22 protein-coding genes are annotated in these 26,303 nt (G+C 69.7%); 4 read left to right on the plus strand and 18 right to left on the minus strand.

Annotated elements, in window-relative coordinates; translation table 11 throughout:
• Positions 1-629: 629 nt before the first annotated feature.
• The 10 genes from F1193_RS15540 to ybgC form a co-directional block, all read right to left on the minus strand.
• Positions 630-3,200 carry a response regulator gene (locus F1193_RS15540; protein ID WP_150098715.1) on the minus strand — a complete coding sequence of 857 codons (2,571 nt, stop codon included), beginning with the start codon at positions 3,198-3,200 and terminating at the stop codon, positions 630-632.
• A 226-nt stretch (positions 3,201-3,426) separates the two neighbouring features.
• Positions 3,427-4,758: a Tol-Pal system beta propeller repeat protein TolB gene (gene tolB / locus F1193_RS15545; protein WP_150098716.1), complete on the minus strand. Its 1,332-nt coding sequence runs from the start codon at positions 4,756-4,758 to the stop codon at positions 3,427-3,429.
• 24 nt (positions 4,759-4,782) lie between these two features.
• Complete coding sequence (locus F1193_RS17180) at positions 4,783-5,769, minus strand: cell envelope integrity TolA family protein (RefSeq protein ID WP_170263715.1); 987 nt, start codon at positions 5,767-5,769, stop codon at positions 4,783-4,785.
• A complete protein-coding gene (tolR, locus tag F1193_RS15560) occupies positions 5,769-6,230 on the minus strand; it encodes a protein TolR (RefSeq protein WP_150098735.1) in 462 nt (153 codons plus the stop codon). The genes F1193_RS17180 and tolR overlap by 1 nt, the downstream gene beginning before the upstream one ends.
• Positions 6,231-6,247: 17 nt before the next feature.
• Positions 6,248-6,943, minus strand: coding sequence for a protein TolQ (tolQ, locus tag F1193_RS15565; RefSeq protein ID WP_150098718.1), 696 nt, complete (start codon positions 6,941-6,943; stop codon positions 6,248-6,250).
• 603 nt (positions 6,944-7,546) lie between these two features.
• A complete protein-coding gene (locus F1193_RS15570) occupies positions 7,547-8,047 on the minus strand; it encodes a DUF2852 domain-containing protein (RefSeq protein ID WP_150098719.1) in 501 nt (166 codons plus the stop codon).
• A gap of 121 nt (positions 8,048-8,168) precedes the next feature.
• The gene (locus tag F1193_RS15575; protein ID WP_150098720.1) at positions 8,169-8,822 is read right to left on the minus strand and encodes a TetR/AcrR family transcriptional regulator; all 654 of its coding nucleotides are present in this window, start codon (positions 8,820-8,822) and stop codon (positions 8,169-8,171) included.
• A 108-nt stretch (positions 8,823-8,930) separates the two neighbouring features.
• Positions 8,931-9,428 (minus strand): hypothetical protein, encoded by a 498-nt coding sequence (locus F1193_RS15580; protein ID WP_150098721.1) that lies wholly within the window; start codon positions 9,426-9,428, stop codon positions 8,931-8,933.
• Positions 9,429-9,661: 233 nt separating this feature from the next.
• On the minus strand, positions 9,662-10,123 hold the full coding sequence (locus tag F1193_RS15585) for a hypothetical protein (RefSeq protein ID WP_150098722.1): 462 nt from the start codon (positions 10,121-10,123) through the stop codon (positions 9,662-9,664).
• Between the two features lie 157 nt (positions 10,124-10,280).
• Positions 10,281-10,817, minus strand: coding sequence for a tol-pal system-associated acyl-CoA thioesterase (ybgC, locus tag F1193_RS15590; protein WP_150098723.1), 537 nt, complete (start codon positions 10,815-10,817; stop codon positions 10,281-10,283).
• 222 nt (positions 10,818-11,039) lie between these two features.
• Here ybgC and F1193_RS15595 point away from each other — a divergent pair, with 222 nt between their 5' ends.
• Positions 11,040-13,049, plus strand: coding sequence for a methyl-accepting chemotaxis protein (locus F1193_RS15595; protein ID WP_150098724.1), 2,010 nt, complete (start codon positions 11,040-11,042; stop codon positions 13,047-13,049).
• Between the two features lie 56 nt (positions 13,050-13,105).
• Here F1193_RS15595 and ruvB read toward each other — a convergent pair whose 3' ends face one another.
• From ruvB to F1193_RS15615, 4 genes are all read right to left on the minus strand, one after another.
• Positions 13,106-14,149 (minus strand): Holliday junction branch migration DNA helicase RuvB, encoded by a 1,044-nt coding sequence (ruvB, locus tag F1193_RS15600; protein WP_150098725.1) that lies wholly within the window; start codon positions 14,147-14,149, stop codon positions 13,106-13,108.
• 223 nt (positions 14,150-14,372) lie between these two features.
• Positions 14,373-15,242 carry a metallophosphoesterase gene (locus F1193_RS15605; RefSeq protein ID WP_150098726.1) on the minus strand — a complete coding sequence of 290 codons (870 nt, stop codon included), beginning with the start codon at positions 15,240-15,242 and terminating at the stop codon, positions 14,373-14,375.
• A 25-nt stretch (positions 15,243-15,267) separates the two neighbouring features.
• Positions 15,268-16,647, minus strand: coding sequence for an aminotransferase (locus tag F1193_RS15610; RefSeq protein WP_150098727.1), 1,380 nt, complete (start codon positions 16,645-16,647; stop codon positions 15,268-15,270).
• A 147-nt stretch (positions 16,648-16,794) separates the two neighbouring features.
• Positions 16,795-17,937, minus strand: coding sequence for an extensin-like domain-containing protein (locus F1193_RS15615; RefSeq protein ID WP_170263717.1), 1,143 nt, complete (start codon positions 17,935-17,937; stop codon positions 16,795-16,797).
• A gap of 485 nt (positions 17,938-18,422) precedes the next feature.
• Between F1193_RS15615 and scpC the strand changes: the two genes are divergently transcribed.
• Entirely contained in the window at positions 18,423-19,937 is a 1,515-nt protein-coding gene (gene scpC, locus F1193_RS15620; protein ID WP_483995157.1) for a succinyl-CoA:acetate CoA-transferase ScpC, read from the plus strand.
• Between the two features lie 362 nt (positions 19,938-20,299).
• Here the strand turns inward: scpC and F1193_RS15625 are convergent, their stop codons facing one another.
• Positions 20,300-20,734: an NUDIX domain-containing protein gene (locus tag F1193_RS15625; protein WP_150098730.1), complete on the minus strand. Its 435-nt coding sequence runs from the start codon at positions 20,732-20,734 to the stop codon at positions 20,300-20,302.
• A 207-nt stretch (positions 20,735-20,941) separates the two neighbouring features.
• Between F1193_RS15625 and F1193_RS15630 the strand changes: the two genes are divergently transcribed.
• Entirely contained in the window at positions 20,942-21,907 is a 966-nt protein-coding gene (locus F1193_RS15630) for a metallophosphoesterase family protein (RefSeq protein ID WP_246164477.1), read from the plus strand.
• 85 nt (positions 21,908-21,992) lie between these two features.
• Here F1193_RS15630 and F1193_RS15635 read toward each other — a convergent pair whose 3' ends face one another.
• The 3 genes from F1193_RS15635 to purE all read right to left on the minus strand — a co-directional run bounded on the left by F1193_RS15635 (position 21,993) and on the right by purE (position 25,341).
• On the minus strand, positions 21,993-23,090 hold the full coding sequence (locus F1193_RS15635) for a calcium-binding protein (protein WP_170263718.1): 1,098 nt from the start codon (positions 23,088-23,090) through the stop codon (positions 21,993-21,995).
• Between the two features lie 650 nt (positions 23,091-23,740).
• Entirely contained in the window at positions 23,741-24,838 is a 1,098-nt protein-coding gene (locus tag F1193_RS15640) for a 5-(carboxyamino)imidazole ribonucleotide synthase (protein ID WP_246164479.1), read from the minus strand.
• Between the two features lie 11 nt (positions 24,839-24,849).
• On the minus strand, positions 24,850-25,341 hold the full coding sequence (gene purE / locus F1193_RS15645) for a 5-(carboxyamino)imidazole ribonucleotide mutase (RefSeq protein WP_150098733.1): 492 nt from the start codon (positions 25,339-25,341) through the stop codon (positions 24,850-24,852).
• A gap of 122 nt (positions 25,342-25,463) precedes the next feature.
• Between purE and F1193_RS15650 the strand changes: the two genes are divergently transcribed.
• On the plus strand, positions 25,464-26,132 hold the full coding sequence (locus F1193_RS15650; protein ID WP_150098734.1) for a GGDEF domain-containing protein: 669 nt from the start codon (positions 25,464-25,466) through the stop codon (positions 26,130-26,132).
• The last annotated feature ends 171 nt before the right edge of the window (positions 26,133-26,303 follow it).

Raw genomic sequence — 26,303 nt, forward strand, 5'->3', positions numbered from 1 at the left:
AAGCGAAAAGTCGCCGCCTGGGACGACGACTTCCTCGCAAGCCTCCTGGCAGCGTGATTTTTCACCCGATTGCCCTGAGAATCCCCCCGAACACAATTTTTTCATGGCCAGAAAAAATGCCGGTTCGCGTCAGGGCGAACATGGCAAGAGCATTCTCCGCAAAACCGAGTGCTGATTTTACGAAAGAAGCTACGAAAAGCCAAAAACTTAGAGCATTCTCAGCAAGAGTGGATGCCGGCTTTGCGATAGAAAATGCAAAATTACCAATGCCAGGAGCGTCCGATCTGATGCGGTCATAAGGTTTCCGGCCGATCCGTCTTCGCGCCGCAGTCCGATCGCCGAAAATCCCGTTTTCGAACAGGGGGCGGCGAGTCCGTGCCCGGGATCGCGAAGGGATCATCCGGAGACCGGACAGCGCCCTGGAATATCCGCCGTATCATGCGGAACGGCGGATACTTCAATTTGCTTGTGCCGGCGGCCGCGGCCCCCACGTGCGGATGCCCGCACCCACCGGCGCTGCCCGCGGGCGGCGCGCTCCGCCGCACTTTGAAACGCCCTTGATCGCAGCGACACGGCGGGTCTCGCCTCCCGCCGGCCGGGACGGCGGCTTCGCACCCCTGGCCACAACCTCAGTGGCGGCAGATCGCCTGGTCCACCGCCTTGCGCACCTGGTCGACGCGGTAGGGCTTGTCGAGCCGCGGCAGCCGGGCGATGTCGGCGCCCGGCAGGTCGACATGGCCGGACGACAGCACGATCCCGACCCCCGGCCAGCGGCTGCGGATGACGCGCGCAAGCTCGCTGCCGGTCATGCCAGGCATGGTGTGGTCGGTGACGACGACGTCGAAATTCTCGTGCGTCAGCCGGTCGATCGCCTCCTGCGCCGAGCTGGCCTCGATCACCGCGTGGCCCTCCCCTTCCAGCAGGTCGACCAGGCCGAGCGACACCAGCGGCTCGTCATCGACCACCAGGATGCGCAGCGGCCCGTCGGGCACGAGCGACCGCGCGGCCGCCGGCGCCTCCGCCAGCTCCTCGCCGAAGGCTTCCTTCACCTTGGCGGCAAGCTGCGTGACGGTGAACGGCTTGCTGATCAGCCGCATCTGCGGATCGAGCACGCCATTGTGGACGATGGCGTTGCGGGTATAGCCGGTCATGAACATCACCCGCAGCTCGGGATACTGGGCGAGCGCGAGGTCCGCCAGGTCGCGGCCGTTCATCTCCGGCATCACCACGTCCGACAGCAGCAGCCCGACCTCCGGATGGGTCCGCAGCAGCTCCAGCGCCTGCCGGCCGCTGGAGGCTTCGACCACCCGGTAGCCGAGGTCGCGCAGCGCGCCGCAGACGAAGTGGCGCACGCCGTCCTCGTCCTCCACCACCAGGATGGCGGCGGAATTGGCGGCGGCCGGCGCCGGCACCCGGTCGTGGTGGATCTCGCCCAACGCCTCATGGCCGTAGCGCCGCGGCAGATAGAGCTTCACTGCCGTGCCGCTGCCGGTCTCGCTGTAGATTTTGACATGGCCGCCGGACTGCTTGACGAAGCCATAGACTTGCGACAGCCCGAGCCCGGTGCCCTGCCCGGCCGGCTTGGTGGTGAAGAACGGCTCGAACGCCTTGGCGATCACCTCCGGCGTCATGCCGGTGCCGGTGTCGGTGATCGACACCAGGACGTACTGTCCGGGCATGACGTCCGGGTTCTGCTCGGTATAGGAATCGTCGAGATGGGCGTTGCCGGTCTCGACGGTCAGCCGCCCGCCGTGGGGCATGGCATCCCGGGCATTGACCGCGAGATTGACGATCGCGCTCTCGAGCTGGTTGGCGTCGACATAGGCCGGCCACAACCCGCCGGCCAGCACCGTCTCGATGCGCACGGTCTCGCCCAGCGTGCTGCGCAGCAGTTCCGAGACGTTTTGGACCAAATGGTTGACGTCGACCGTCTTGGGGTCGAGCGGCTGCCGGCGGGCATAGGCGAGAAGGCGCTGCGTCAGGCTGGCGGCCCGCGTCATGCCGTCCAGCGCCGATTCCACGAGGTCGCGGCTGCGCGGGTCGCCGTTCGGCAGGCGGCGCTTCAGAATGTCCAGGCTGCCGATAGCGATCTGCAGCAGATTGTTGAAATCATGGGCGATCCCGCCGGTGAGCTGGCCGATCGCCTCCATCTTCTGGGAATGGCGGAGCTGCTCTTCGATCTCGGCGCGGTGCAGCGTCTCGGCCGCGAGACGGGCGAGCGCATCGGCTTCGCGGCGGGTGCGCCGCATCGCCACCAGCGCCAGCACGCCGAGACCGAGCGTCGCCGGCACGCCGTAGATCATGTGCGTCGCCAGCGACGCGCGCCAGTTCGCCAGGATGCGGGCACGGTCGACCCCGACGGTGAGATAGACCGACTCGCCGGGCAGGCGGCGATAGGCCATCAGCCGCTCCACGCCGTCGACATCCGAAACCGTCTCGTAGTTGCCGGCATCGGGGGTCTTGACCACCGCCCGCATCAGCCCGCTGGTCGGGCTGAGCCGCAGCTTCATGTCCTCGCGCGGCGGATAGCGGGCAAGGATGGACCCGTCGGCCCGGATGAGACCGACCGCGTCGAAGCCCGAGCGCGCCGCCTGCTGGTAGAAATTCTCGAAATAGTCCGGCCGGATCGACACTGCGATCACGCCCGCGAACCGCCCGGCGCGGTCGCGCCGCTTGGTGAGCTGGAAGAAGCGGACGCCGGGATTGGCCCGGCCCTGCAGGATCTCGCTGATATAGGTGGCGCCCGGGCCGATGCGGCCGTCGCGGTGGACGGTGAAATACGCGCGATCCGACAGGTCCAGATTGCGCGGGGCGGGCACGAAATTGCTGCTCAGCAGCGGGTGGCCGGTCTCGTCCAGCACCCAGATCGCGCCGACCTGCGGCAGGCGCTCGATCAGCAGCTTCAGCTTGGCGTTCAACGGCTCCTGCTGGGCGATGATGCTCTCGTCGCCCAGCTGATCGAGCATCGCATTGACCTGGCCGGCGGCCAGTTCGTGCGTCTCGAACACCTTGACGGCGTGCTCGTGCACGACGTCAAGGAACCGCTGCAGCCGCTCGCTGGCGTCTGCGAACTGGTTGCGATAGGAGACGGCTGCCGCGCCGGTAAACACCAGCAGCGGGACAAGGATGATCGCGGCCAGCAGCGCCCACAGCGTGCGCCCTGCCGGGCGTCCTGACCTGCTCCCCAGATTGGAAGCCACCACCCTCACCGAATCGCGTGTCTGCGGGCCCCCCGGCCCATACCGCTCTGATACCAGAAGCGGCCCGCTTGGTACAGAAACACGCCAGCCGGCCGGCTGGCCTCAACGGCGCTCCGGCCAGCCAAGCTGCAGATCACGCGTCCGGATTTGCCGAAAATCCCGTTGTTGCACAAGGACGTTGGCAGAGCGGCGGCGGCGATCCCGGCTCCATCCTCAGAAACCCGGATCAGCTCAGGAGCGGGCTCCAGGCCGGGTCGGAGGCGTAGCTCGGGGTGGGCACCCGCTGCTCGTTCTGGCCGGTGAGGTCGACGGTGTGGAGCGAGGGGCCGCCCGCGCCGCCGGGGTCGCGCCAGAACATGATCACCCGGCCGTTGGGGGCCCAGGTCGGGCCCTCATTGTGGTAGCCGGCCGTGAGGATGCGCTCGCCCGAGCCGTCCGGGCGCATCACGCCGATGGCGAACTGGCCGCCGCCCTGCTTGGTGAAGGCGATCAGGTCGCCGCGCGGCGACCACACCGGCGTGGTGTAGCTGCCGTCGCCGAACGACAGCCGGTGTTGGCCGGAGCCGTCCGCGCCCATGAGATAGAGCTGCGCCGAGCCGCCGCGGTCGGAGGCGAACACGATCTGGCGGCCGTCCGGCGAATAGCACGGCGCCACGTCGATGGCGCCGGAATTGGACAGGCGGAAGATCTGCTTGGAGCGCAGATCCATCACGTGGATCGAGGTCACCCCGCCCTGCTCGGCCGAGAACACCACGCGCTGGCCGTCCGGCGAGAAGCGCGGGCTGAGCGTCATGCCGGGGAAGTTGCCCACCGCCTCGCGCTGGCCGGTCTCGATGTTCATCAGGTACACCCGCCAGGCGCCGCGGTTCAGCGCCATATAGGTGATGTCCTGGCTGTTGGGCGAGAAGCGCGGGGTGATGACGTCCTCGTCGCCGCGGCTGAGATAGCGCACATTGGCGCCGTCCTGGTCCATCACCGCCAGCCGCTTGACCCGGCGTTCCTTGCGCCCCGATTCGTCGACGAAGACGATGCGGGTGTCGAAATAGCCCTTCTCGCCGGTCAGCCGCTCATAGATGGCGTCGGAGATGATGTGGGCGACGCGCCGCCAGTTCTCGGGCGTGGTGTAGTACTGCTGGCCGGTGAGCTGGGCGCCGCCGAACACGTCCCACAGCCGGAACTCTGCGCGCAGGCGGCCGTCCGGCTGGCGGGTCATGCGGCCGGTGACCAGCGCCTGGGCGTTGATCACCCGCCAGTCGGGATAGCGCGGCTGCTGGTCGAAATTGGTGATGCGCTCGATGAACGCCTGCGGCGAGATCGGCGCGAACAGGCCGCTCCGCTTGAGATTGGCGGTGATCACCTGGGTGACGTTGCGGGCGACCTCGGCATCGGCGCCATTGGCGCCGACGAAATCGGGCAGCGCGATCGGCAGCGGCTGCACCACGCCCTGGGTGATGTCGAGCTTGAGCACCGCGCCGGCCGGCCGCGGCAGACCGAGAACGGTCGCGCCGGCAGCCCCGGCGAGGAGGAGATCGCGTCGTGTCGGAAGGAAAGCGGGCATCTGGGTCTCGGGCGAAGGGCGGGGTCAGCCCCGGAACATGTCGCGCGGATCGAAGGTGACCTCGACGTCGCGCCACGCCTCGTACTTGGCGACGGGCAAAGTGTAGGGCGCGCAACGGCGGATGGCCCGCATCGCGCTCTCCGCCGCCACCTGGAAATAGGCGCCGCCGCCGTGATCGACCAGCATCGGCTGGCCGGCGAGCGAGCCGTCCTGGTTGAGGGCGATCCGGACGCGGACGATGAGGTCGCGCGCCTCGGCGGCGCCCACCTGCGGATTCCAGCAGCGCTGGATCTGGGCGCGCAGCGCATCGATCTCGGTCTGCGACAATTGCTGCGCCTGTCCGGTGACCGAGCCGAGCGAGGCGGTGTGCGACACCTCCGCGCCGCTGGCGGCGGCGCGCTGCGGCGCGCGCTTGTCGAGCAGCGCGGCGATCTTGCTGGTGTCGAACTTGGAGTTCGGGTCGGGCGGGGTCTGGGCCACCGGCGGCGGCTGCTTGGGCCGGTCCACCGGCTTGGGCGGCGGCTTGACCTCGGCCTTCTTCTCCGGCTCCGCCTTCTTTTCGGGCTTTTCGGTCTTGGCGATCAGCTTCTCCAGCGCCTCGGCGTCCGGCTTGATCTCCGGCTTGGCCTCGGCCTTCTTCGGCGCCGGCTCGGGCTTCGGCTCCGGCTTGGCTTCGGCCTTCTTCGGTTCCGGCTCGGGCGGGCGCTCGACCTTCGGCGGCAGCGGCGGCGGGGTCGCCGAGTCGATGGTCTTGTCGGCGATCTTCTTGGCTTCGGTGTCGGGCGGCTTCACCTCGCCGGTCTTCTCGGCGACGTGCTTGGGCTTTTCCGCCTTGGGCGCGGTCTTCTGGCCGCGGGTAAGCTGGGAGAACTCCGACATCGACATGATGTCGACCGGCATCGACTCCGTCGGCGCGACCACCATCGGCCGGGCGTCGAAGGTGACGAGCCCGATGCCGAAGACCATCGCGTGCAGCGAGGCCGAGGCGGCGAAGCTCCGATCCGGGCGCATCAGCCCCCCTGCTCCACTTCGGTGACCAGCGCCACGCGCCGGAAGCCGGCGGTCGACAGCCGGCCCATGACCTTCATCACCGTGCCGTAATCGACCGCCTTGTCGCCGCGCACGAACACCCGCTCGTCCTGGCCGCCGCCGCGCGCCTGGGCGATGGCCTGCAGCTTCGGCACCAGCTCGTCGATCTTGATCTCGCTGTTCATCAGGAACACCTGGCCCTTGGTGTTGACCGAGATGGTCACCGGCTCGGTGTTCTGCTCGATGCCCTTGGCCTGGGTCTGCGGCAGGTCGATCGGCACGCCGACGGTGAGCAGCGGCGCCGACACCATGAAGATGATGAGCAGCACCAGCATCACGTCGACGAACGGCGTGACGTTGATCTCGCTCATCACGGCGCGCCCGCCCCGCCGGCGGCGGCGCCGGCCGGTCTTGTCGCCCGAGGATGCGGTGGCAGCGCCCATCGCCATGACCCTTGCGCCTAGCCGTTCTCGTCGATCTGGCGCGACAGGATCGCCGAGAACTCGTCGGCGAAGCCTTCCAGCCGCGCGGCCTGCTTGTTCACTTCGGAGGTGAACTTATTGTAGAAAATCGTCGCCGGTATGGCAGCGATCAGCCCCATGGCGGTGGCGAACAGCGCCTCCGCGATGCCCGGCGCCACCACGGCGAGCGAGGTATTCTTGGAGGCGGCAATCGACTGGAAGCTGGTCATGATGCCCCACACCGTGCCGAACAGGCCGATGAACGGGCCGGCCGAGCCAACCGTGGCCAGCACCAGCAGCTTCGATTCGAGCCGCTCGACCTCGCGCGAGATCGACACGTCCATCACCCGATCGATGCGCTGCTGCAGGCCGGCGAACGAGCGGGCGCCGCCCTCGAAGGTGCGCTTCCACTCGCGCATCGCCGCGACGAACAGCGCCGCCATCGAATCGGCCGGGCGCGCCGACAGCGTGCGGTAGAGCTCCTCCAGCGACTGGCCGGACCAGAACGCCTGCTCGAACTGGTCGCTGGCGGCGCGGGTGCGCCGGAACAGCAGCCATTTGTCGATGGCGATCGCCCACACCCAGATCGAGGCGCAGATCAGCCCGATCATCACGCTCTTGACGACCCAGTGCGCCTGCAGGAACAGGGTCAGGAGCGACATGTCGACGGAAGGGGTAATCTCGGCGGGGGTCATCGGCACTGCTTTCGGTCGTCCGTCTCCGGCATCGCTCGGCGCCACGTTCGGACAGGATGGCAGCCGGCGCCGTCAGCGACGATGTTCGGGCCAAGGCGCCTGCGATGGCGCCTGCGACGACGGCCGGCCAAACTCGTCTTGTCGTGTTCGTCTTACAAGGCTCGTCTTGCTGGCGAATATGGCTGAACAAGGGCGCAGCCCGCCCCGTCCTCGGCTTCAGATGATCCTCAGCCGATTAACGTCCGGTTAACGATGATGCAAAGTCGTGCGCCGGGACCGTCCGCAGTGTGTCGGGCGGAATAGCGAAGCGTATTCCGCCGCGCACGCCGCCGGCACCCTCCCCGGCGCAATACGCTTCGCTATTGCGCCCTACGGCGCTTGGCCGCGACGAGACGGTCTTGATGACTGTCTCAGCCCTGTCGTCCCGGACGGCGCGAAGCGCCGAGCCGGGACCGTCCGCGAGATAGAAATACCCCTTCCTGAAAACGGTCCCGGCTCGCGCGGCTACGCCGCTTGGCCGGGACGACGACCCCGAGGGGGAACGCAAAGCCGCCGGCACCTTGCGGCACCGGCGGCTCGTAGTCCCTTCGGCGGTCGAGACCGTCACGCGCCCGCCGGGTGCTCCGGCTCGGCGACGCGGCGGCGTTCGGCCATGAACTGGTCGAACTCGGCCTTGTCCTTGGCTTGGCGCAGCCGCTCCAGGAAGTCGCGGAACCCGCGCTCCTCCTCCTCCAGGCGCTTCAGCGTCTCGGCCCGGTACTCGTCGAACGCCCGGTTGCCGCTCGACCCGCCGCCAGCGGGATCGCGACGTCCGCCCCACCAGGACCCGCCGCCGCCCGCGCCGCGGCCGTCCATGCGCGAGCGCATGCGGTCCATCTTCTCCTGCATCCGCGACATCTTGCGCTCGTAGCGCGAGGAATCATTCCAGCAGTCCATGCGTCCGCTCCAGATCGAATAGATCAACACGGCCAGCCCGATCGGCCACCACAGGATGAAGGCGATCACGATCAGCGCGATCCGTCCCGGATGGAGCCGCCCGGCCCGCCACCGGTCTTCGCCTTCGTAAGGGCCATCCCAGTATTGAGCGCGTGCAGCGTCGCTCATCGTGACCTCCGTCAATGTTAATTACATTTACATGATGGGAAGCGGGGCTTCGGTTGTCAAGAGCCCTCCAGGCGTATCGTCTCAAGAAGCCGCGTCTGCAGACGATGCGTTCCGGCCGCGCTCAACCCGCGGCGCCGCCCGGCGGCAGGCCGAGGCCTCGCAGATAGACCAGCAGGCCGGCCTCCAGCAGATCCTCGGGCGCCATCGGCAGCTTGCGCCGCGCCCTGTCGCCGCGGCCGAACAGCGAGGCGATGCCGTGCGACAGCGACCAGATGTGCAGCGCCATCATCGCCGCCGGCGGCCGGCCGGCCGGCGGCAGCGTGGCGGCCAGGGTCTCGGCCGCCTCGCGCAGGATGGCGAAGGTCTGCTCGCCGGCCTCTCGCAGCTCCGGCGAGCCGTCCGGCGGCACGCCGGCCTCGAACATCGCCGAATAATAGGCCGTCTCGGCGCGGGCGAACGCCAGATACGCCTTGCCCAGCCGCTCGAAGGCCGAGAACGGCTCTGGCCGCCCGCCGCTCCAGGCCGCCGCGAGCTGGCCGGCCAGGATGTCGAAGCCCCGCCGCGCCACGTCGGCGAGCAGCTCGTCGCGGTCGCGGAAATGCCGGTAGGGCGCGGCCGGGCTCACCCCGGCCCAGCGCGCGGCTTCCGCGAAGGTAAAGCCGGCCGGTCCCTTCTCGGCGATCAGCTCCAGGGCGGCGCGGACCAGCGCCTCCTTGAGGTTGCCGTGGTGATATGCGCGCGACCCGTCGCGGCCGCCGTCCTTGGACCAGCTCATGTAACGAGCTATTACATGAGCCGGGCGGCAGCGTCGACCATGCCGCGCGCCGCCGCCCTGTCATCCGGATTTCCGTCCCGCGTCGCGCGCGCGGCGAGGACGTCGGTCTCATGCCGTATGCGGTTCGGTCTCGTGGCGCGCGCCCGCAACCTCGGCCGGCGGACCGGCCTCCGGCTGCGCGGTCTCGACAGGGGCGGCCACCACCTCATCCACGGAGGCTTCGCGGCGATGCTCCTCGACCGCGGCGCCCGCCGGCAGCTGCAGCACGGTCGCCCGCTGTCCGGCGCACAGGTGCGTCACCAGCACCACCTGGCCGTCCGGAAACTCCAGCGCGTCGTGGTGGAGATAGGGGTTGTCCATGTTGATCTGGCGGAACCGCGCCAGATTGCTGCCGGCCGTCCGGTTGGCGAAGGCGCCGAACCCCGGCTCGAACTCCACGGGCTTGTCGAACCCGAGCTCGGTTCCCGGCAGCAGGCAGACGGCGACGTCCGGATCGCCCGCCGCGGCAAAGCCGCGGGTGATGGAGTTGATGAACGTCGTCGCTACCAGCGTCTCTCCGACCTTTGCCGGCCGGGACATCACATGATGAAGACTGTAGTCGCACATGCGAACATCCTTCCTGTGTTGACGATCGGCCGCGAAGGCCCTCCCCGCGGCGGGCGCAGCATTTGCGCCCGCCTGCCCGGTTTCGGCACGGCCGATCCGGGGCTGTCGATGGGGAACGTCGATGATGAGCAGGAATGTTCGGGGACGGGCCGAGGTTCCGGATTTCCGGGGGCCTGCGGCAACGTCGCGCGGTCAAGTCGTTCGACCTTGCCGCGCGACGCCGCCGGGCGCGATCAGATGAACATCGGCTGGCCGCTGTCGTCCGCCGGCTCGGCCAGCGCGCGGAACGCTTCGAGCGGCAGGCGCAGCGCGCTGGCGCCCGGCCCGCCGATGAGAGTCGCCGGCATCCGCACCACCGTCGCCCGCTGCCCCTCGCGGAGCTGGGTGAACATCACCACCCGGCCATTGGCGAATTCGAGGGCATCGTGGTGGATGCAGGGGATGTCGACGCTGACCTGCCGGATCCAGGCGACCTGCTCGCCCGCCGGAATGTCGGGGACGAGGCCGGCGGCCGGCTCGCAGACGACAGGCTCCGTGAAGCGGACCTCGGTGCCCGGCGGCAGGCACACCGCCACGTCCGGCGCACCGGCCGCGGCAAAGCCGCGCGCCTCGCTGCGGCCGAAGGTCGTCAGAATCACCTGGTCACCCGGCTCCACCCGCCGGAACTCGATCGTGTGACGACCCATCTCGCCCATGCGCCTGCTCCTCTGACCGCTGTCCTGTCCCGTGTCTCGCGCGGACCGCTTTTCCCGATCGGCCGTTGTGGGGACGCGCCCGCCGGTCCGTCCGTCGGCCCTGGTCACGCTGTTGATTAGGACAATGCCGCATGCGGCTGGAGGTTCCCCTGCGGGCTCAGCCCGAGGGGGCGGTATCGACGTCGGCGCCCATCGCCTTGCGCAAGCCGAGCGGAATGCGGGTCGCCCGCTCGCCGGCGACGAACGCGACCTTGATCTTGGCGGCGATCAGGATCTCCTCGCCGCGCCGCACGCTCTGCGCCAGCGTCAGCGAGGCGCCGCGCACCTCGGCCGGGTGGGTGTGGACTTCCAGAATATCGTCGATCTTCGCCGGCCGGCGGAAATCGAGGTCCATGTGGCGCACCACGAAGGCGAACCCCGCGCCGACCTCCGCCACCGCCTCCTCGAACAGCGCGCCCTGCTCGACGCCGAGCAGGCGCAGATAGTCCGAGCGGCCGCGCTCCATGTAGCGCAGGAAATTGGCGTGGTAGACGAAGCCGGAGAAGTCGGTGTCCTCGTAATAGACCCGCACCGCCAGCACGTGGCCGCCGGGCACGAGGCGCCCCGCCAGATCCGGCCAGACGCGATCCGGCCGGGCCTGATCCGGCCGGGCCTGTACCTGCGGGTGTGCGACAGTCCTGTGACCCTCACTCATCAATCCCTGATCCCCTGCAATCGTATTCAATTCATGCCCCGCTGCCGGCTCGGCCGCAAATCGAGCGTTGTTCGCAGGTCGAGACAGAAGGTCAGCTGGCGAGGTCCTGCGTGCCGACATGGTTTCAGCCGAAACCAAATCGCTTTCCCTGCGTAAACCATGCACTAAGCATTGCCTGCCATAGAGTGGCAATACTTTGCGAGGGGTTGGCGAGGGGTTGCCATGTTGTCCCGTTTCGGCCTGCGCACCCGCATTCTGGGTGCGATCGCGCTGTTCCTTGTTCCGCTCGGCTACGTCACCTGGTCGCTGTTGGCCCTCCAGCTCGACGAGATCCGCCTCGCCGAGGACGAGCGGGTCGGCAACCGCTATCTGACGGCCATCGCCGATGTCCACGGCGCGCTGGCCGATCGAGTCCGCAACTGGGATTACGGCCTGCCCTCGGAGGCCGACCTGGCGGCGGCGGCGGTGCAACTGCGCCAGGCCGAAGGGGCGTTCGGCACCAGCTACGGCACGGCCGCCGAGGCCGGGCACGCGGCGGGCCTGCTCGACGCGCTGGCCACCGCCAAGCGGCTCGACCGCGGCAAGGCCCAGTCCGCAATCGACTCGCTCGCCAAGCTCCGCCAGATGGTGCTCGACCGGTCCGGGCTGATCCTCGATCCCAGGCTCGACACCTATCACATGATGGATCTGGCCGGTCAGGTCCTGCCGGCGATGGCGGATTCGATCCGCACGCTCGGCAATCGCGGGCGGCGCTTCTCGGCCGCCAATGCCGGCGATGAATCGCGCACCGAGCTGATGGTGGCCGGCGGCGCCTTCGACTTCACCCGCCGCCGGCTCGACAATACGCTCGAGCGCGTGCTGGAGAACGTCGGCCACCCCGAGGTTCACGCCCGCGTCGAGCAGGCGCGCAGCCAGCTCCTGCCGGCGATCGACCGGCTCAGCGACGCCATCCGCCGCACCGCACTGGGCGACCCGGTCGGCAGCTTCGCCCTGAAGGATCTCGAGGTCGCCGCGGCGACCGCGCTCACCGCCTTCAACGCCAAAGCCGGCGCCGATCTCGACACCCTGCTCGCCGGCCGCATCGACGCCAACCGCACCAAGAGCCTCTCGGTGCTGCTGATCGCCGCCGTCTCGTTCATTCTTGCCGCGGCGGCGATCTACGCGCTGCTCTCGCACAGCGTATTCCGGCCGCTCGACCGCATGACGCGGGCGCTGACCCGTCTCGCCGAAGGCGACGTGGCGGTGGAGGTCGACACCGCCGATGGCGGCGAGGTCGGCCGCATGGCCGTGGCGCTGCGCACGCTGCGCGCCTCGCTGGAGGAACGCCAGCGCCTGGAGGCCGAGCGCGCCGCGACGCGCGACGGCATCGAGCGCACCGAGGCGCGGCGCCAGACGCTGACCGAGGACTTCGACCGCACCAGCGGCGCGGTGATCGGCGCCGTCTCGGCCGCGGCCGCCGACCTGCACCGGGCGGCGCAGCAGGTGTGCCAGGAGATCGGGCTGGCCGGCGAGCGCTCGGCCTCGGTGGTGGAGGCGGCGAACCGCGCCGCCGCCGCCGTCGAGACCGCCCGCCAGACGAGCCAGGACCTCGATTCGGCCAGCGCCACCATCGCCGAGCATGCCGACACCGAGGCCAGATTCTCCGAGCGCGCGGTGGCGGCGGCCGAGCGGGTCGAGGCGGCGATCGAGCGGCTCGGCGGCATCGCCGGCAGCATCGACCAGGTGGTGACGGCGATTGCCGCCATCGCCAGCCAGACCAACCTGCTGGCGCTCAACGCCACCATCGAGGCGGCACGCGCCGGCGCCGCCGGTGCCGGCTTCGCGGTGGTCGCCTCCGAAGTCAAGGAACTGGCGCGCCAGACCTCGCAGGCCACCGACGAGGTGGGCGCCCAGATCAAGGCGGTGCAACGGGCGGTGGGCGAAGCCACCGGCCTGACCCGCGATCTCGGCGCCACCATCCGCGACCTCTACACCTCCTCGCTGACCATCCAGCAGGAGACCGCGCGCCAGATCGCGCTTGCCGCCCGCATCGTCGAGGCGATGGGCGCGGTCGAGACCGGCGCCTCGTCGGTGACGCGCGACATCGTCGACGTCCAGAGCGCGGTGGCAGCCACCGAATCCCTGGTCGGCAAGCTGACCGCGACCGCCGACACGCTGGATGCCGAATTCACCCGGCTGCGCCAGCGCACCGAGACCTTCCTCAACGGGGTGCGGACGGCCGACGCGGCGTGAACGGACCCCTCCGCAGGGCGGAAGGACCAGGGCGGAATGCGCTTCGCGCTTGCGCCCTACTCCCCCTCGTCCCGGAACAGCGTGAACTGCGGGGTGTCGCGCGTGGGCTCGGCGAGGCCGAGGTGGCGGAAGGCGTGGGGGGTGATCAGCCGGCCGCGCGGCGTGCGCTGCACGAAGCCCTGCTGGATCAGGAACGGCTCGATGATGTCCTCGATGGCATCGCGCGGCTCCGACAAGGCCGCGGCGATGGTCTCGATCCCCACCGGGCCGCCGCCATAATTGAGGGCGATCACCGACAGATAGCGCCGGTCCATGGCATCGAGCCCGGCAGCGTCGACCTCCAGCGCCGTCAGCGCCCGGTCGGCCACCTTGCGGTCGATCGCCGGGCTGTCGTCGACCAAAGCGAAGTCGCGCACCCGTTTCAACAGCCGGCCGGCGATGCGCGGCGTGCCGCGGGCGCGCCGGGCGATCTCGTTGGCGCCTTCCGGCGTCATGCCGATGCCGAGCACGCGCGCGCCGCGGCTGACGATGAACTCCAGCTCCGCCACCGTGTAGAAGTTCAGCCGCACCGGGATGCCGAAGCGGTCGCGCAGCGGCGTCGTGAGCAGCCCGGCGCGGGTGGTGGCGCCGACCAGGGTGAACTTGGCGAGGTCGATGCGCACCGAGCGCGCCGCCGGCCCCTCGCCGATGATCAGGTCGAGCTGGAAATCCTCCATCGCCGGATAGAGGATCTCCTCCACCGCCGGGTTGAGGCGGTGGATCTCGTCGATGAACAGCACGTCGCGCTCTTCGAGATTGGTCAGCAGCGCCGCGAGGTCGCCGGCCTTGGCGATGACGGGACCGGAGGTGGCGCGGAAGCCGACGCCGAGCTCCTTGGCCACGATCTGCGCCAGCGTCGTCTTGCCGAGGCCGGGGGGCCCGACGAACAGCACATGGTCGAGCGCCTCGGCGCGCTGGCGGGCGGCGGCGATGAACACGCTCAAGTTCGCCCGCGCCTGCTCCTGGCCGACGAAATCGACGAGCCGCTGCGGCCGCAGCGTGGCGTCGGCATCGTCGTCGCGCTTGTCGGGCTGCACCAGGCGGCGGGGCGGCGTGGTCATGCGGCTCCTTGGAGATGGGCCCTCGGGGGGCGCCCTTTCGGGCACAGGGCGGCGCGGACGCCGACGCCGGTCCGATTCCCCCGCAAGGGGAATTTCCGCTTATACCCCGGGTGCACCGGGAGAACACCCATGCGGGCGCGCTCGTCGGATGGCGTCGAGATGGCGGCGGAGGAGGTCTCTCGCGACGTGCCGGCCCGAGCGGCGGCGTCAAGCGGAAACCCGGTCAGCCCAGCGTCAGCAGCACGATCTCCGGCGGCACGCCGAGCCGGACCGGCAGCATCGAAATCCCCAGGCCGCCGGACACCACGAGGTGGCGCCCCTCCTCCACCACGTGGCCATAGGCGAAGCGGTTGCGGTAGCCGGACGGCACCTGCGGCGAATAGCCGAACAGCCGCACCTGGCCGCCATGGGTATGGCCCGACACGGTGACCGACACGCGCTGCGGCACCTTGACGAACAGGTCCGGCTCGTGCGCGGCGAGGATCACCGGCGCGCCGTCGGGCACCCGGGCCAGCGTGCCGGGCAGGTCGTCATAGCCGCGGAAGCGGCGCCAGCCGATCGGCACCGCGATCATCGAGGCGGTGCCGATCAGGTGCACCGGCCCTTGCGGCGTCGCCAGCGCCACCACGCCGTTCTCCAAGAGCGGAATGCCGGTTTCGGCGAAGGCGGCGCGGAACGGCTCGACGCCGTGCCAGTAGTCGTGATTGCCGAGAATGCCGTAGACGCCGAGCGGCGCGGCGAGGCGGGCGAGCTGCGCGAAGGTCTCGGCCGGCTCGATGCGGCGGGTGAGGAAGAGGTGGTCGGCGCGGTAGTCGCCGAGCAGCAGGATGAGGTCCGGCTTGAGCGCGTTGGTGCGCGCCACGATCTCGGCCACCCGGCCGATCGGCATGAAGGGAGCGCCGGCGTGCAGGTCGGCGATCAGCGCCACCCGCATGGTCAGGCCATGCGGCCAGCGCGGCGGCGCGATGCGGTATTCGGTGACGTCGAGCCGCCACGCCGGCTCGATCCACATGCCATAGGCGGCGGTGGCGATGCTCGCGCCGAAGAGCCCCGCCACACCCTTCAGGACGGCGCGGCGCGAGACCCTGCTCATGCTGGAGAACTCTTGCTGCTGGACCTCATGCGGCCAGCAGGTTCTCGCGCTTCGCCCAGTCCAGCGTGCGGTCGAGCGTGCGGCCAAGCCGGTCGAACAGATCGTCGATCTCGTCGGGCGTGATGATCAGCGGCGGGCACACCGCCATCGAATCGCCGAGCGAGCGGATCAGCACGCCCTCCTCCTGGGCGAACGCCATCGCCTTCGGGCCGACTCCCTTCTTGGGATCGAAGGCGCGCTTGGTCGCCTTGTCGGCCACCATCTCGACCGCGCCAATCAGGCCCATCCCGCGCACCTCGCCGACCAGCGGGTGATCGGCGAACGCCTTGAGCCGCGCCTGGAACTGCGGCGCCTTGGCGGCCGCCTGCTCGAAGATCTTGTCGCGCTGGTAGATCTCCAGCACCTTCAGCGCCACCGCCGCGCCGACCGGGTGGCCGGAATAGGTGAAGCCGTGGCCGAAGGAGCCGATCTTGCGGCTCTCGTCCAGCAGCGCCTGGTGCATGATCTCGGGCACCATCACCGCGGCGATGGGGAAATAGGCCGAGGACAGCGCCTTGGCCACCGAGATGGCGTCGGGCAGATAGCCCAGCACCGGCGCGCCGAACGCCGCGCCAAGCCGGCCGAAGGCGCAGATCACCTCGTCGGCGATCATGTAGACGTCGTACTTGCGGCAGACGTCCATGATCTTCGGAAAATAGCTCTTGGGCGGCACGATCACCCCGCCCGCGCCCATGATCGGCTCGGCGATGAAGGCGGCGACCGTGTCCGGCCCCTCGCGCAGGATCAGCGTCTCCAGCTCGGCGGCCAGCCGCGTGGCGAAGTCGTCCTCGCTCTCGCCGGGCTCGGCGCCGCGGTAATAATAGGGGGCGGCGGTGTGGAAGATGCCAGCGATCGGCAGGTCGAAATCGGTGTGGTTGGCCGGCAGGCCGGTGAGCGAGCCCGAGGCGATGGTGACGCCGTGATAGGCGCGCTGGCGCGAGATGATCTTCTTCTTCTGCGGCCGGCCCAGCGCGTTGTTCATGTACCAGACCAGCTTGATCTGGGAATCGTTGGCCTCCGAGCCCGAGCCGGCGAAGAACACCTTGGAGATCGGCACCGGCGCCATCTCCTTCAGCTTTTCCGCAAGCTCGATCGCCGGGTCGTGGCTCTTGCCGCCGAACAGATGGGTGAAGGACAGCTTGCGCATCTGGCTGGCGGCGGCCTCGACCACCTCCTCGTTGCCGTAGCCGAGCGCCGTGCACCACAGCCCGGACAGGCCCTCGATATAGGGCTTGCCGTCGACGTCGTAGACATGGATGCCCTTGGCGCGCTCGATCACCAGAGGCCCGGTCTCGCGTAGCGCGGCGAGGTTGGTGTAGGGGTGGACCAGGGTCTCGACGTCGCGGGTCTGCAGGTTGGTGAGCATCAAGGTCTCCGGCGGCGGGGAAAACGCGAAGCGCACTTGTACCCGCGAGCCCCTGCGCCACCAAGCCCGCGGCCCTGCGCCAGCATCGCGGCTGGCGTGCGACGCGATGCGATCGCGCCGTGTCTGATGCCTGCGATCGCGAGCCCCTCACTCCGAGCCGGCGAAGCCGATCCGCTCGGGGGCGTCGGGCATGGCAGCGTCCGGCATGGCGGCGTCGGGCATCTCGTCGGCCGGCGTAGCGGCGGCGTCCTGGGTGGCGGACAGGCGGAGCTCGGATGCCGGCACCGGCGGGCGCGGCTTGACCGGGGCGAGCGGCGCGCGGGCGTTGGCGAGGCGGGGCGTGGGCTTCGTCGCCTCTTTCGGCGCACCGTTGGGCGCGCCCTGCGCCACCAGCGGCTCGTCCATCTTCCAACCGCACAGCTTGCGGCCATTGGCGCGCTCGGCGAGATCGACGTGGATGTGGTTCTCGTGGTAGCCGTCCGAGCCGGGGCCGAGCACGGTCATGAACCGCTCGCAGGCGCCGCGCTTCATCTCGGCCATCAGGGCCTTGGGCATGTCCGGGCTGTCGATGAAGCGCCAGCGGCCGTCCACGCTCTCGAAGCCGCGGATGTCGATGGCATTGGCGCGGCCGTGCTCGCTCATCATCGCGAAGGGGTTACGGTTGCGGCCGCGGCAGTCGTAGCTCGCGAAATTCTTCAGCGCCTTGAACGGCTGGCCGATGCGCGCCGCGCTCGGCGCCAGATCCTCGCGCACCCAGCGCGCCAGCCCCTCGGCCATGGCGCAGTTGAGCGTCGCCGCCGGCTCGATGGCGACGCGCGAGCCGTCGGCCAGCGTCACGGCGGCGAGATCCACCGCCTCGCCGGTGCCGCAGGCGCCGGCTCCCTTCACCGGCGCAATCGCCTTGGCTTCCGCATAGCCCAGCGCGAACACGTTGCGGCAGCGGCTGCCCGCCGCGACGTCCGCCACGCGGCCGCGCAAGGACACAGCCGGCGGCTCGCCGACCGAGGCCAAGGCGAGGCCCGCCTGCGGCAGCGCCGGGCGCGGCCGGGGAAGCGGTGCCGCTGTGGCAATGGCCGCGAGCGCGGTTTTGGGCGCCGGCTCCGGGACCGGCTCTCGGGACGGCTTGGCGGACGAGGCGGTCGCGACGGCCGGCGGGCCGGCGGCGATCGACCAGGGCGACAGCGCGTGCTGGGGCGGCAGCGGCAGCACGCCGGCCGGGGTGAGGCCGCCGGGCAGGCCGGTCTCCACCGGCAGGGTCGCGAACGCGAACACCGCCTTGTGCAAGGGCAATGGTGGCACGATCTCGATGTTGGGAGTGCCTTGGACGGCGGGTGCACCTTGCGCGGCGTCGCTTTTCGCCGCGCCTTGCGCGGCTGCGGACCCGGTTGCCCCCGCGGCGAGGGCCAACGCCAGAACAGTAACCTGACACACCTGCATCCGGCGCCTATAGCACGGCCATGATGGAGAGATCATGGCGAAACGCCGCAGGCCGCGCGGACCGCATGGCGCCGGATCGGGTCGACCGGGCGCCAGGGCGGGCTGGCCGCGGACGCCAGCCGCAATCTGACGGCGAAGGTGGGCGCCAGCAGCGGCCTACCGCCACGCATGATTGTCGAAAATAAATCCGCACGCAACGAATGCGCCTTCAAATACCGCTTACTTTATCCGCAAGTATTATGCCTTTTGTCGACTTGCCCCTCCCGCAACGCGCCGCGGTGAAGTAAATGCGTGGCAACGAAAACTGGCTGAAATGCCACCGCTTGACGGAGGGTAATTTGACGGACTCAACTAGAATTGCTTGCAACCGTCTGCGCTCCAAGGTGATGAGCGCCGACGACGCGGCCAGGTTCATCGATTCCGGCACGACGGTGGGCATGAGCGGCTTCACCGGCTCGGGCTACCCCAAGGCGGTGCCGGTGGCGCTGGCCAACCGCATCGATGCCGAGCACGATGCCGGCCGGCCATTCCGGGTGCGGGTGTGGACCGGCGCCTCCACCGGCCCCGAGCTCGACGGCGCGCTGGCCAAGGTCGACGCCATCGAGTTCCGCCTGCCGTACAATTCCGATCCCACCGTCCGCGACAAGATCAACCGCGGCCAGATGGAATATTTCGACATGCACCTGAGCCAAGTCGCGCCGGTGGCGTGGCAGGGCTTCCTCGGGCCGCTGGATACCGCGGTGGTCGAGATCACCGCGATCCGCGCCGACGGCTCGCTGGTGCCCTCGACCTCGGTCGGCAACAACAAGACGTGGCTGGAGCGGGCGAGCAAGGTGATCCTGGAGGTCAACTCCTGGCAGAACGCCGCGCTCGAAGGCATGCACGACATCTATTACGGCACGGCCCTGCCGCCCCACCGTTCGCCGGTCCCGCTCATCCGGCCCGACGGCCGCATCGGCCAGCCGACGCTGCGCGTCGACCCCGACAAGATCGTCGCCATCGTCGAGACCCACGCGCCCGACCGCAACCTGCCGTTCTCGCAGCCCGACGAGGTGGCCTATGCCATCGCCGGCCACATCATCGAGTTCCTGCGGCACGAGGTGAAGAAGGGCCGCCTGCCGCACGAGCTGCTGCCGCTGCAGTCGGGCGTCGGCAACATTCCCAACGCGGTGCTGAAGGGCCTGCTCGACGCGCCGTTCGAGAACATGACCTCCTACACCGAGGTGGTGCAGGACGGCATGCTCGACCTGCTGGAAACCGGCAAGCTGCGCATGGCCTCGGCCACCGCCTTCTCGCTCAGCCCCGAGGCGGCCGAGAAGCTCAACGCCGACCTGGAGCGCTTCCGCGACAAGATCATCCTGCGGCCGCAGGAGATCTCCAACCACCCCGAGGTGATCCGCCGCCTCGGCTGCATCGCCATGAACGGGCTGATCGAGGCCGACATCTATGGCAACGTCAACTCGACGCACGTCATGGGCTCGCGCATCCAGAACGGCATCGGCGGCTCCGGCGACTTCGCCCGCAACGCCTATGTGTCGATCTTCATGACGCCGTCGACCGCCAAGGGCGGCAAGATCTCGGCCATCGTGCCGCAGTGCAGCCACGTCGACCACATCAACCAGGACGTCCAGGTGATCGTCACCGAATACGGGCTGGCGGATCTGCGCGGCCTGTCGCCCAAGCAGCGCGCCGAGACGATCATCGCCAAGTGCGCGCACCCGGACTACCGCCCGGCGCTGGCCGACTATTTCAAGCGCGCCAAGGAGCACAGCTACGGCCAGCACGCACCGGCGCTGCTGACGGAATCGCTGTCCTGGCACCAGCGCTTCATCGAGACCGGCTCGATGAAGTGACGTGGTTTCCGGCCGATCAGGCCGGCTTCTTCCTTCCCTCTCCCCTTGCGGGAGAGGGTGGCGCGACCGAGCGAAGCGAGGTCGAGCCGGGTGAGGGGTACATGTGGCGTGTGCGGGAATTTACCCCTCACCCGCCTCGCGATCTTCAATCGCTCGGCACCCTCTCCCGCAAGGGGAGAGGGAAGAACCGGCACCGTCTCCCGCAACAGCCTGCGCCCGGGCGCAGGCAAGCGTGGCCTGGATGGAAGAGGAAAAGAGAGCGGCGGCCGGCCTCTTCTTCCACGCTGTTCGGCCGCAAACCTTATGGTGCGCTTCGGGGATCATCATACGGTCCCCCGGTACCAGTTCCGCCGGCGGCCGCCTCACCAGCGCGGTGATGGCGCCGTCCCCGACATCACCTCGTCGATCCGGCGCCGCGTGCCCGGCGTCGTCTCCTCCGGCAGGGCGTCGAGCGCGAACCAGCCGCAGGCGGCGATCTCGTGATTGGCGGCGGGCAGTGCCGGCTGGGCGTAGTGCTCGGCCACGAACAGCGCGACATGGTCGCGGGTCGAGGCCGTGGGGTTGTAGAACACGCCGTGCAGCCGCGGCGGGGCGGAAAGGCTGATATTGCCCTCCTCGACCAGCTCGCGGGCCAGCGCCTCAAGCATCGTCTCGCCGACCTCGACGCCGCCGCCGGGAAGCTGCCAGCCGGGCACATAGGTGTGGCGGATCAGGAAGATCCGGCGGCCGCCATCGAACACCAGTCCGCGCACCCCCAGCGTCATGCCGCGCTGGAACCGCCAGTAGGTGTGAAACATCCGGTGCACGATCCGACTGCGCAACGCCCCCGCTCCCTCGCTGGTTCAACGGCTCTGCAACCCTGCCGCGGGCCGGTATAGGCGAGGCGGCGGCGGAAGGCGACCTTCTCGTTGTGGCAAGTTGCGATACACGTCGCCCCGCCGCGGGGCTCTGTCCGCCGCGGCCGGTCCATCCTATAACCGGCGCGGCCGGCGGCGGGGTTCCGGATGGTGGAGAACCGGTCGCCGGGTGACCGCACCAAGCCCCTCCGGCCCGACGCGCCCAATTCGGAGTCGACGCTGTTCACCCTCGCCCATCTGTCGGACCCGCATCTCGGGCCCCTGCCGCCGGCCCGCCGCCGCGAACTGGCGGGCAAGCGCCTGCTCGGCTGGCTCAACTGGCAGCGCGGCCGCGCCCGGCGCCACACCGCCGACACGCTGCGGCTGATCGAGGCCGACATCGCCCGCCACCAGCCCGACCATGTCGCGGTGACCGGCGATCTGGTCAATCTCGCGCTGGCGGCCGAGTTCGCGCCGGCCGCCGCTTGGCTTGGCGGGCTCGGCCGGCCGGACGACGTCTCAGTGGTGCCCGGCAATCACGATGCCTATGTCGCCCGCACCGCCGGCCTCGCCCGGCTGCATTGGGGCGACCACATGACCGGCGATCGCGGCGAGGCCGGCTTTCCCTTCGTGCGGCGGCGCGGCGCCGTGGCGCTGGTCGGCGTGTCGAGCGCGGTGCCGAGCGCGCCGTTCCTGGCCACCGGCCGGCTCGGGCCGCAGCAGATCGAGGCGCTGGCCGAGGCGCTCGACGCGCTGGGCCGCGAGGGCGCCTGCCGCATTCTCCTGATCCACCACCCGCCGGTCGGCCGGTTCGATTTCCAGAAGCGGCTGATCGACGGGCAGGCGGTGCGGGCGGTGCTGGCGCGCACCGGCGCCGAGCTGGTGCTGCACGGCCACACCCATGTGCCGGCCCGCCACGCCGTCAGCGGGCCGCGCCGGCCGATCCCGGTGATCGGCGTGCCGTCGGCCTCGGCCGGGCCGGTCTCCGCGCACCCCGCCGGCTGGAACCGTTTCGTCATCACCGATGGCGGCGCGGCGGCGCAAGTGCCATGGCGGATCGAGCTGGAGCGGCGCGGCCTGCGCCATGGCGGCGCGGTCATCGAGACGCTGGAGCGCACGGTGCTGGCCGGCTGACCGCCCGCACGGAGGGGCGCAGGCGGTCCGATAAGATCCGCATGGCCGGGCCGAAGCCCGGCCACGCGGCGTCGGGGTGGCCTGCTCAAAACAGGGCGAAGTGCTCCGCCTTCAGCGCGCCCAGGTCGACATTGGCCAGCGTCAGCGAGGTGTCGGAGGCGGCGTGGTGGAAGACCGCGTCGCTGCCGACCTGCTCGGCCGCGGCCAGCAGCGACGCCAGATCCTGGAACACGACGTGCGACACCAGCACGATGTCGTGCTCCGGCCCACCGAGGACGAAGTCGGTGACCACGTCGTCGCCGCTCCACGCCATGAACACGAACGTGTCGCGGCCGCCGCTGCCGGTCAGGATGTCGTCGCCGGCGCCGCCGCTGAGGATGTCGTTGCCCTCATCGCCGGCCAGAACGTCATCGCCGCTGCCGCCGTCGATGGTGTCATCGCCATGGCCGCCCGAGACGTCGTCGCTGCCGGTGCCGGCGAGGATCAGGTCGTTGCCATTGCCGCCCGCGATCGTGTCGCTGCCGTCGCCGCCGTCGATCCTGTCGTCGCCGTCGCCGCCGTCGATGGTGTCGTTGCCGGTGCCGCCGCCGATGCGGTCATTGCCGGTGCCGCCGGTGACGGTGTCGTTGCCGTCGCCGGCCACGATCAGGTCGTTGCCGTCGCCGCCGTCGATGGTGTCGTTGCCGGCGGCGCCCTCGATCGCGTCGTCGCCGCTGCCACCATCGATCTGGTCATTGCCGGCGCCGCCGCTGATGCGGTCGTCGCCGGTGCCGCCGGTGGCGGTGTCGTTGCCGTCGCCGGCCACGATCAGGTCGTTGCCGTCGCCGCCGTCGATGGTGTCGTTGCCGGCGGCGCCTTCGAGCGCGTCGTCGCCGCTGCCACCATCGATCTCGTCATTGCCGGCGCCGCCGCTGATGCGGTCGTCGCCGGTGCCGCCGGTGACGGTGTCGTTGCCGTCGCCGGCCACGATCAGGTCGTTGCCGTCGCCACCGTCGATGGTGTCGTTGCCGGCGGCGCCTTCGAGCGCGTCGTTGCCAGCGCCGCCATCGATCGTATCGTTGCCGGTGCCGCCGCTGATGCGGTCGTCGCCGTTGCCGCCGCTGACGGTGTCGTTGCCGTCGCCGGCGAGGATCAGGTCGTCGCCATCGCTGAGTTCGATGGTGTCGTTGCCGGTGTTGCCCATGGGGAGCTCTATGATGATGGGGAAGGAAAGGGTTATTGGAGTTACCGAAGGAAGCAAAACATGTCCTGCCGGCATCGCGGTCAGAAGATTTGTCCAGTAGATTTCACGGCTGAGAAGCCCAGGAATCCTGGCTTCAGTGATGATTCCGCGAGATTCACTGGCTTCTAAGTCGTCCCGGTCTTCAATCGTCGTACTCACTGAACTGCCCCGCGCCTGCTGGATACTTCGCTCCCGCCCTGAGGTCCGGCCGATCCCGGATGCCCGTTCTGCGTGCGGGAGATTGCATCAATACATGCGTAATTTTATGCAATCGGGTGTCGCTTTTTTAACGAATGGATGACACGCCAAGCTTTCCGGCCGGAAGCCGCGGTCCGGACGGGCGATCTGCGTCAGAAATTCAGGTGTATTTGCCGGGGACCGCATAAAACGATTTCGTGGATCGCGTGTATAGTCAGGCGATCATCCCGCGAAATGGTTTCAGTTTACCGCAATCTCGTTGTTGTTGCCAGTCGAATGGCGATCATTTGCATCACCTCAATTCCGGATCGGCGCCAAAGAGCGCACGCACCCGCTCCGCGCCCGCTCTCCGAGCGGACCGCGACAAGACTACAACCGAGCAAAACCGCAGGGTGTCTTGCGGGCCAGCCACATCAAAAAAATGGTTCCAGCCGGGTGACGTGGCCCATTTTCCGGCCGGGCCGGGCCTCCGCCTTGCCGTAGAGGTGCAGCGCGGCGCCCGGTTCGGCCAGCAGCTCGGGCCAGCGCTCGGCCTCGGCGCCGATCAGATTGGTCATCACCACCCGGCCGAGCCGGCGGGGCGTTGCCAGCGGCAGGCCGCACACCGCGCGCACGTGCTGCTCGAACTGCGACACGGTGCAGCCGTCGAGCGTCCAGTGGCCGGAATTGTGCACCCGCGGCGCGATCTCGTTGACGACGAGGCGCGACCCCGCCGCCTGTGGCAGCACGAACAGCTCGACCGCAAACACGCCGACGAAGTCGAGCCCCGCGCCGATCGCAGCGGCGATCGCCATCGCCTCCCCGGCCACCGCCGCCGGCACGTCGGCGGGCACGGTGGAAGTGTGGAGGATGTGGTCGCGGTGGACGTTCTCGGTGAGGTCGAAGGGGCGCACCGTGCCGTCGGCGCCGCGCGCCGCCACCACCGAGGCTTCGCGCTCGAACGGCACGAAGGCCTCCAGGATCGAGGGCGCTTCGCCCACCGCGCGCCACGCCGCGTCGAGGTCGGTGCCTTCGCGGATCGCCGCCTGGCCCTTGCCGTCATAGCCGAGGCGGCGGGTCTTGAGGATCGCCGGGCGGCCGATGGCGCCGACCGCCGCCTCCAGGTCCGCGCGCGAGGAGACCTCGGCGAAATCGGCGGTGGCAAGGTCGAGCCCGCGCACGAAGCGCTTCTCGCTCAGCCGGTCCTGGGTGGTGGCGAGCGCGCGCGCGCCGGGCAGCACCGGCCGCAGCCGCTCCAGCAGCGCCACGGCGGCATCGGGGATGTTCTCGAACTCGTAGGTGACGACGTCGACCGATTCGGCGAAGCGGGCGAGCGCCGTTTCGTCGGCATAGTCGGCGCAGGTGGCGTGGCGCACCACCTCGAAGGCCGGGCTGTCCGCCCTGTCCGCATAGACGTGGCAGGGGATGCCGAGGCGGGCGGCGGCGAGCGCCAGCATGCGGCCGAGCTGGCCGCCGCCGAGGATCCCGAGCCGGACGCCGGGCGAGGCGCTGGGCGCAGGCTGGGGGAACATGACGGGTCCGCTCATGCGGGGGAGACGGGCTGCTCGGCCACGGCCGCGGTCTGCCGCGCCCGCCATGCCTCGAGCCGCCCGGCGATGGCCGCGTCGGACAGCGCCAGGATGGAGGCCGCCAGCAGCGCGGCGTTGATGGCGCCGGCCTTGCCGATGGCCAGCGTGCCGACCGGGATGCCGGCCGGCATCTGGACGATCGAGTGCAGGCTGTCCACCCCGCGCAGCGCGTGGCTCTCCATCGGCACGCCCAGCACCGGCAGCGGGGTGAGCGCGGCCGCCATGCCCGGCAGGTGGGCGGCACCGCCGGCGCCGGCGATGATCACCCGGAAGCCGTGATCCTTGGCGCCCTTGGCGAAGGCATAGAGCCGCTCGGGCGTGCGGTGGGCCGATACGATGCGGGCATCGAACGGCACTTCGAGCGCATCCAGCGTCTCGGCAGCGTGCCGCATGGTGTCCCAATCGGATTGGCTGCCCATGATGATGGCAACGGGCGGCGCGGTCATGTCGGGTCTTTTTTTGGAGAATCCGGATCGGAAGAGCGGCAATTTATAGGTATCCGCGGCGTCGCGACAAGGCGACGAAATCATTTTGACAGGTTACACTCCTGTGGGACTGGGAGTGTGTCATGGATGGTAAAGGCGAACAGCGTCGGGAAATCACCATTCCGCGCCGGGATCCCGGCGTCCGCCGTGCGGTACCGGACCTGCCGGATGCCACCCAACTGCCCCTGCCGACCCGCACGATGCTGATGCAGCTCGTGGCCGAGGTCGAGCGGCTGGAGGCGGAACTGGCGGCGGCCCGCGCCGAATCCGACCAGCTCGCCGCCCGCGCCGAGGAGGATCCGCTGACCGGCCTCGCCAACCGCCGCGGCTTCGAGCGGGAGATGGTCCGCACGCTCTCCTACATCCAGCGCTACGGGGCGGCGGCAGCACTGCTCTATGTCGATCTCGACGGGTTCAAGGGCATCAATGACCGCCGCGGCCACGCGGCCGGCGACGCCGTGCTGCGCAGGGTGGCCGAGAGCCTCGCCCACCACGTGCGCGCCTCCGACCGGGCGGCGCGGCTGGGCGGCGACGAGTTCGCGCTGATCCTGTGGAACATTTCGCCCGAGGATGCCGAGCGCAAGGCCCGCGCCATCGAGACGATGATCATGGCCCTGCCGGACGCGGCGGGCGAGCTCGGCGCCTCGGTGGGCGTGACCATGCTGAGCGGCGACGACACGCCGGCCATCGCCGAGGCGCGGGCCGACCGGGCGATGTACATCCGCAAGGCCGCGCGTAGCGCCGAGCGGTGAGTGGCCATAAATTGTGTTGTCATCCCGGCCGAGCGCAGCGCCGAGCCGGGATCGTCTGCAGGAAAAGACACCTCTTCCGGAGAACGGTCCCGGGTTGGAACGGCGAAATGTGCTTTGATGGGTGCACCGGCTCGGGGTGGCCACCCCGAGCCGGTGCGGGCGGCACGCCGT

It is taken from the genome of Blastochloris sulfoviridis, from assembly GCF_008630065.1.
In the GTDB taxonomy this organism is placed as follows: domain Bacteria; phylum Pseudomonadota; class Alphaproteobacteria; order Rhizobiales; family Xanthobacteraceae; genus Blastochloris; species Blastochloris sulfoviridis.

Excerpts from the sequence above, each read along its gene's own strand:
- tolB (WP_150098716.1), bottom strand. The coding sequence starts at position 4,758 with ATGCCCGCTTTCCTTCCGACACGACGCGATCTCCTCCTCGCCGGGGCT.
- F1193_RS17180 (WP_170263715.1), bottom strand. The coding sequence starts at position 5,769 with ATGCGCCCGGATCGGAGCTTCGCCGCCTCGGCCTCGCTGCACGCGATG.
- tolR (WP_150098735.1), bottom strand. The coding sequence starts at position 6,230 with ATGGGCGCTGCCACCGCATCCTCGGGCGACAAGACCGGCCGGCGCCGC.
- tolQ (WP_150098718.1), bottom strand. The coding sequence starts at position 6,943 with ATGACCCCCGCCGAGATTACCCCTTCCGTCGACATGTCGCTCCTGACC.
- F1193_RS15570 (WP_150098719.1), bottom strand. The coding sequence starts at position 8,047 with ATGAGCGACGCTGCACGCGCTCAATACTGGGATGGCCCTTACGAAGGC.
- F1193_RS15575 (WP_150098720.1), bottom strand. The coding sequence starts at position 8,822 with ATGAGCTGGTCCAAGGACGGCGGCCGCGACGGGTCGCGCGCATATCAC.
- F1193_RS15580 (WP_150098721.1), bottom strand. The coding sequence starts at position 9,428 with ATGTGCGACTACAGTCTTCATCATGTGATGTCCCGGCCGGCAAAGGTC.
- F1193_RS15585 (WP_150098722.1), bottom strand. The coding sequence starts at position 10,123 with ATGGGCGAGATGGGTCGTCACACGATCGAGTTCCGGCGGGTGGAGCCG.
- ybgC (WP_150098723.1), bottom strand. The coding sequence starts at position 10,817 with ATGAGTGAGGGTCACAGGACTGTCGCACACCCGCAGGTACAGGCCCGG.
- F1193_RS15595 (WP_150098724.1), top strand. The coding sequence starts at position 11,040 with ATGTTGTCCCGTTTCGGCCTGCGCACCCGCATTCTGGGTGCGATCGCG.
- ruvB (WP_150098725.1), bottom strand. The coding sequence starts at position 14,149 with ATGACCACGCCGCCCCGCCGCCTGGTGCAGCCCGACAAGCGCGACGAC.
- F1193_RS15605 (WP_150098726.1), bottom strand. The coding sequence starts at position 15,242 with ATGAGCAGGGTCTCGCGCCGCGCCGTCCTGAAGGGTGTGGCGGGGCTC.
- F1193_RS15610 (WP_150098727.1), bottom strand. The coding sequence starts at position 16,647 with ATGCTCACCAACCTGCAGACCCGCGACGTCGAGACCCTGGTCCACCCC.
- F1193_RS15625 (WP_150098730.1), bottom strand. The coding sequence starts at position 20,734 with ATGTTTCACACCTACTGGCGGTTCCAGCGCGGCATGACGCTGGGGGTG.
- F1193_RS15630 (WP_246164477.1), top strand. The coding sequence starts at position 20,942 with ATGGTGGAGAACCGGTCGCCGGGTGACCGCACCAAGCCCCTCCGGCCC.
- F1193_RS15635 (WP_170263718.1), bottom strand. The coding sequence starts at position 23,090 with ATGGGCAACACCGGCAACGACACCATCGAACTCAGCGATGGCGACGAC.
- F1193_RS15640 (WP_246164479.1), bottom strand. The coding sequence starts at position 24,838 with ATGTTCCCCCAGCCTGCGCCCAGCGCCTCGCCCGGCGTCCGGCTCGGG.
- purE (WP_150098733.1), bottom strand. The coding sequence starts at position 25,341 with ATGACCGCGCCGCCCGTTGCCATCATCATGGGCAGCCAATCCGATTGG.
- F1193_RS15650 (WP_150098734.1), top strand. The coding sequence starts at position 25,464 with ATGGATGGTAAAGGCGAACAGCGTCGGGAAATCACCATTCCGCGCCGG.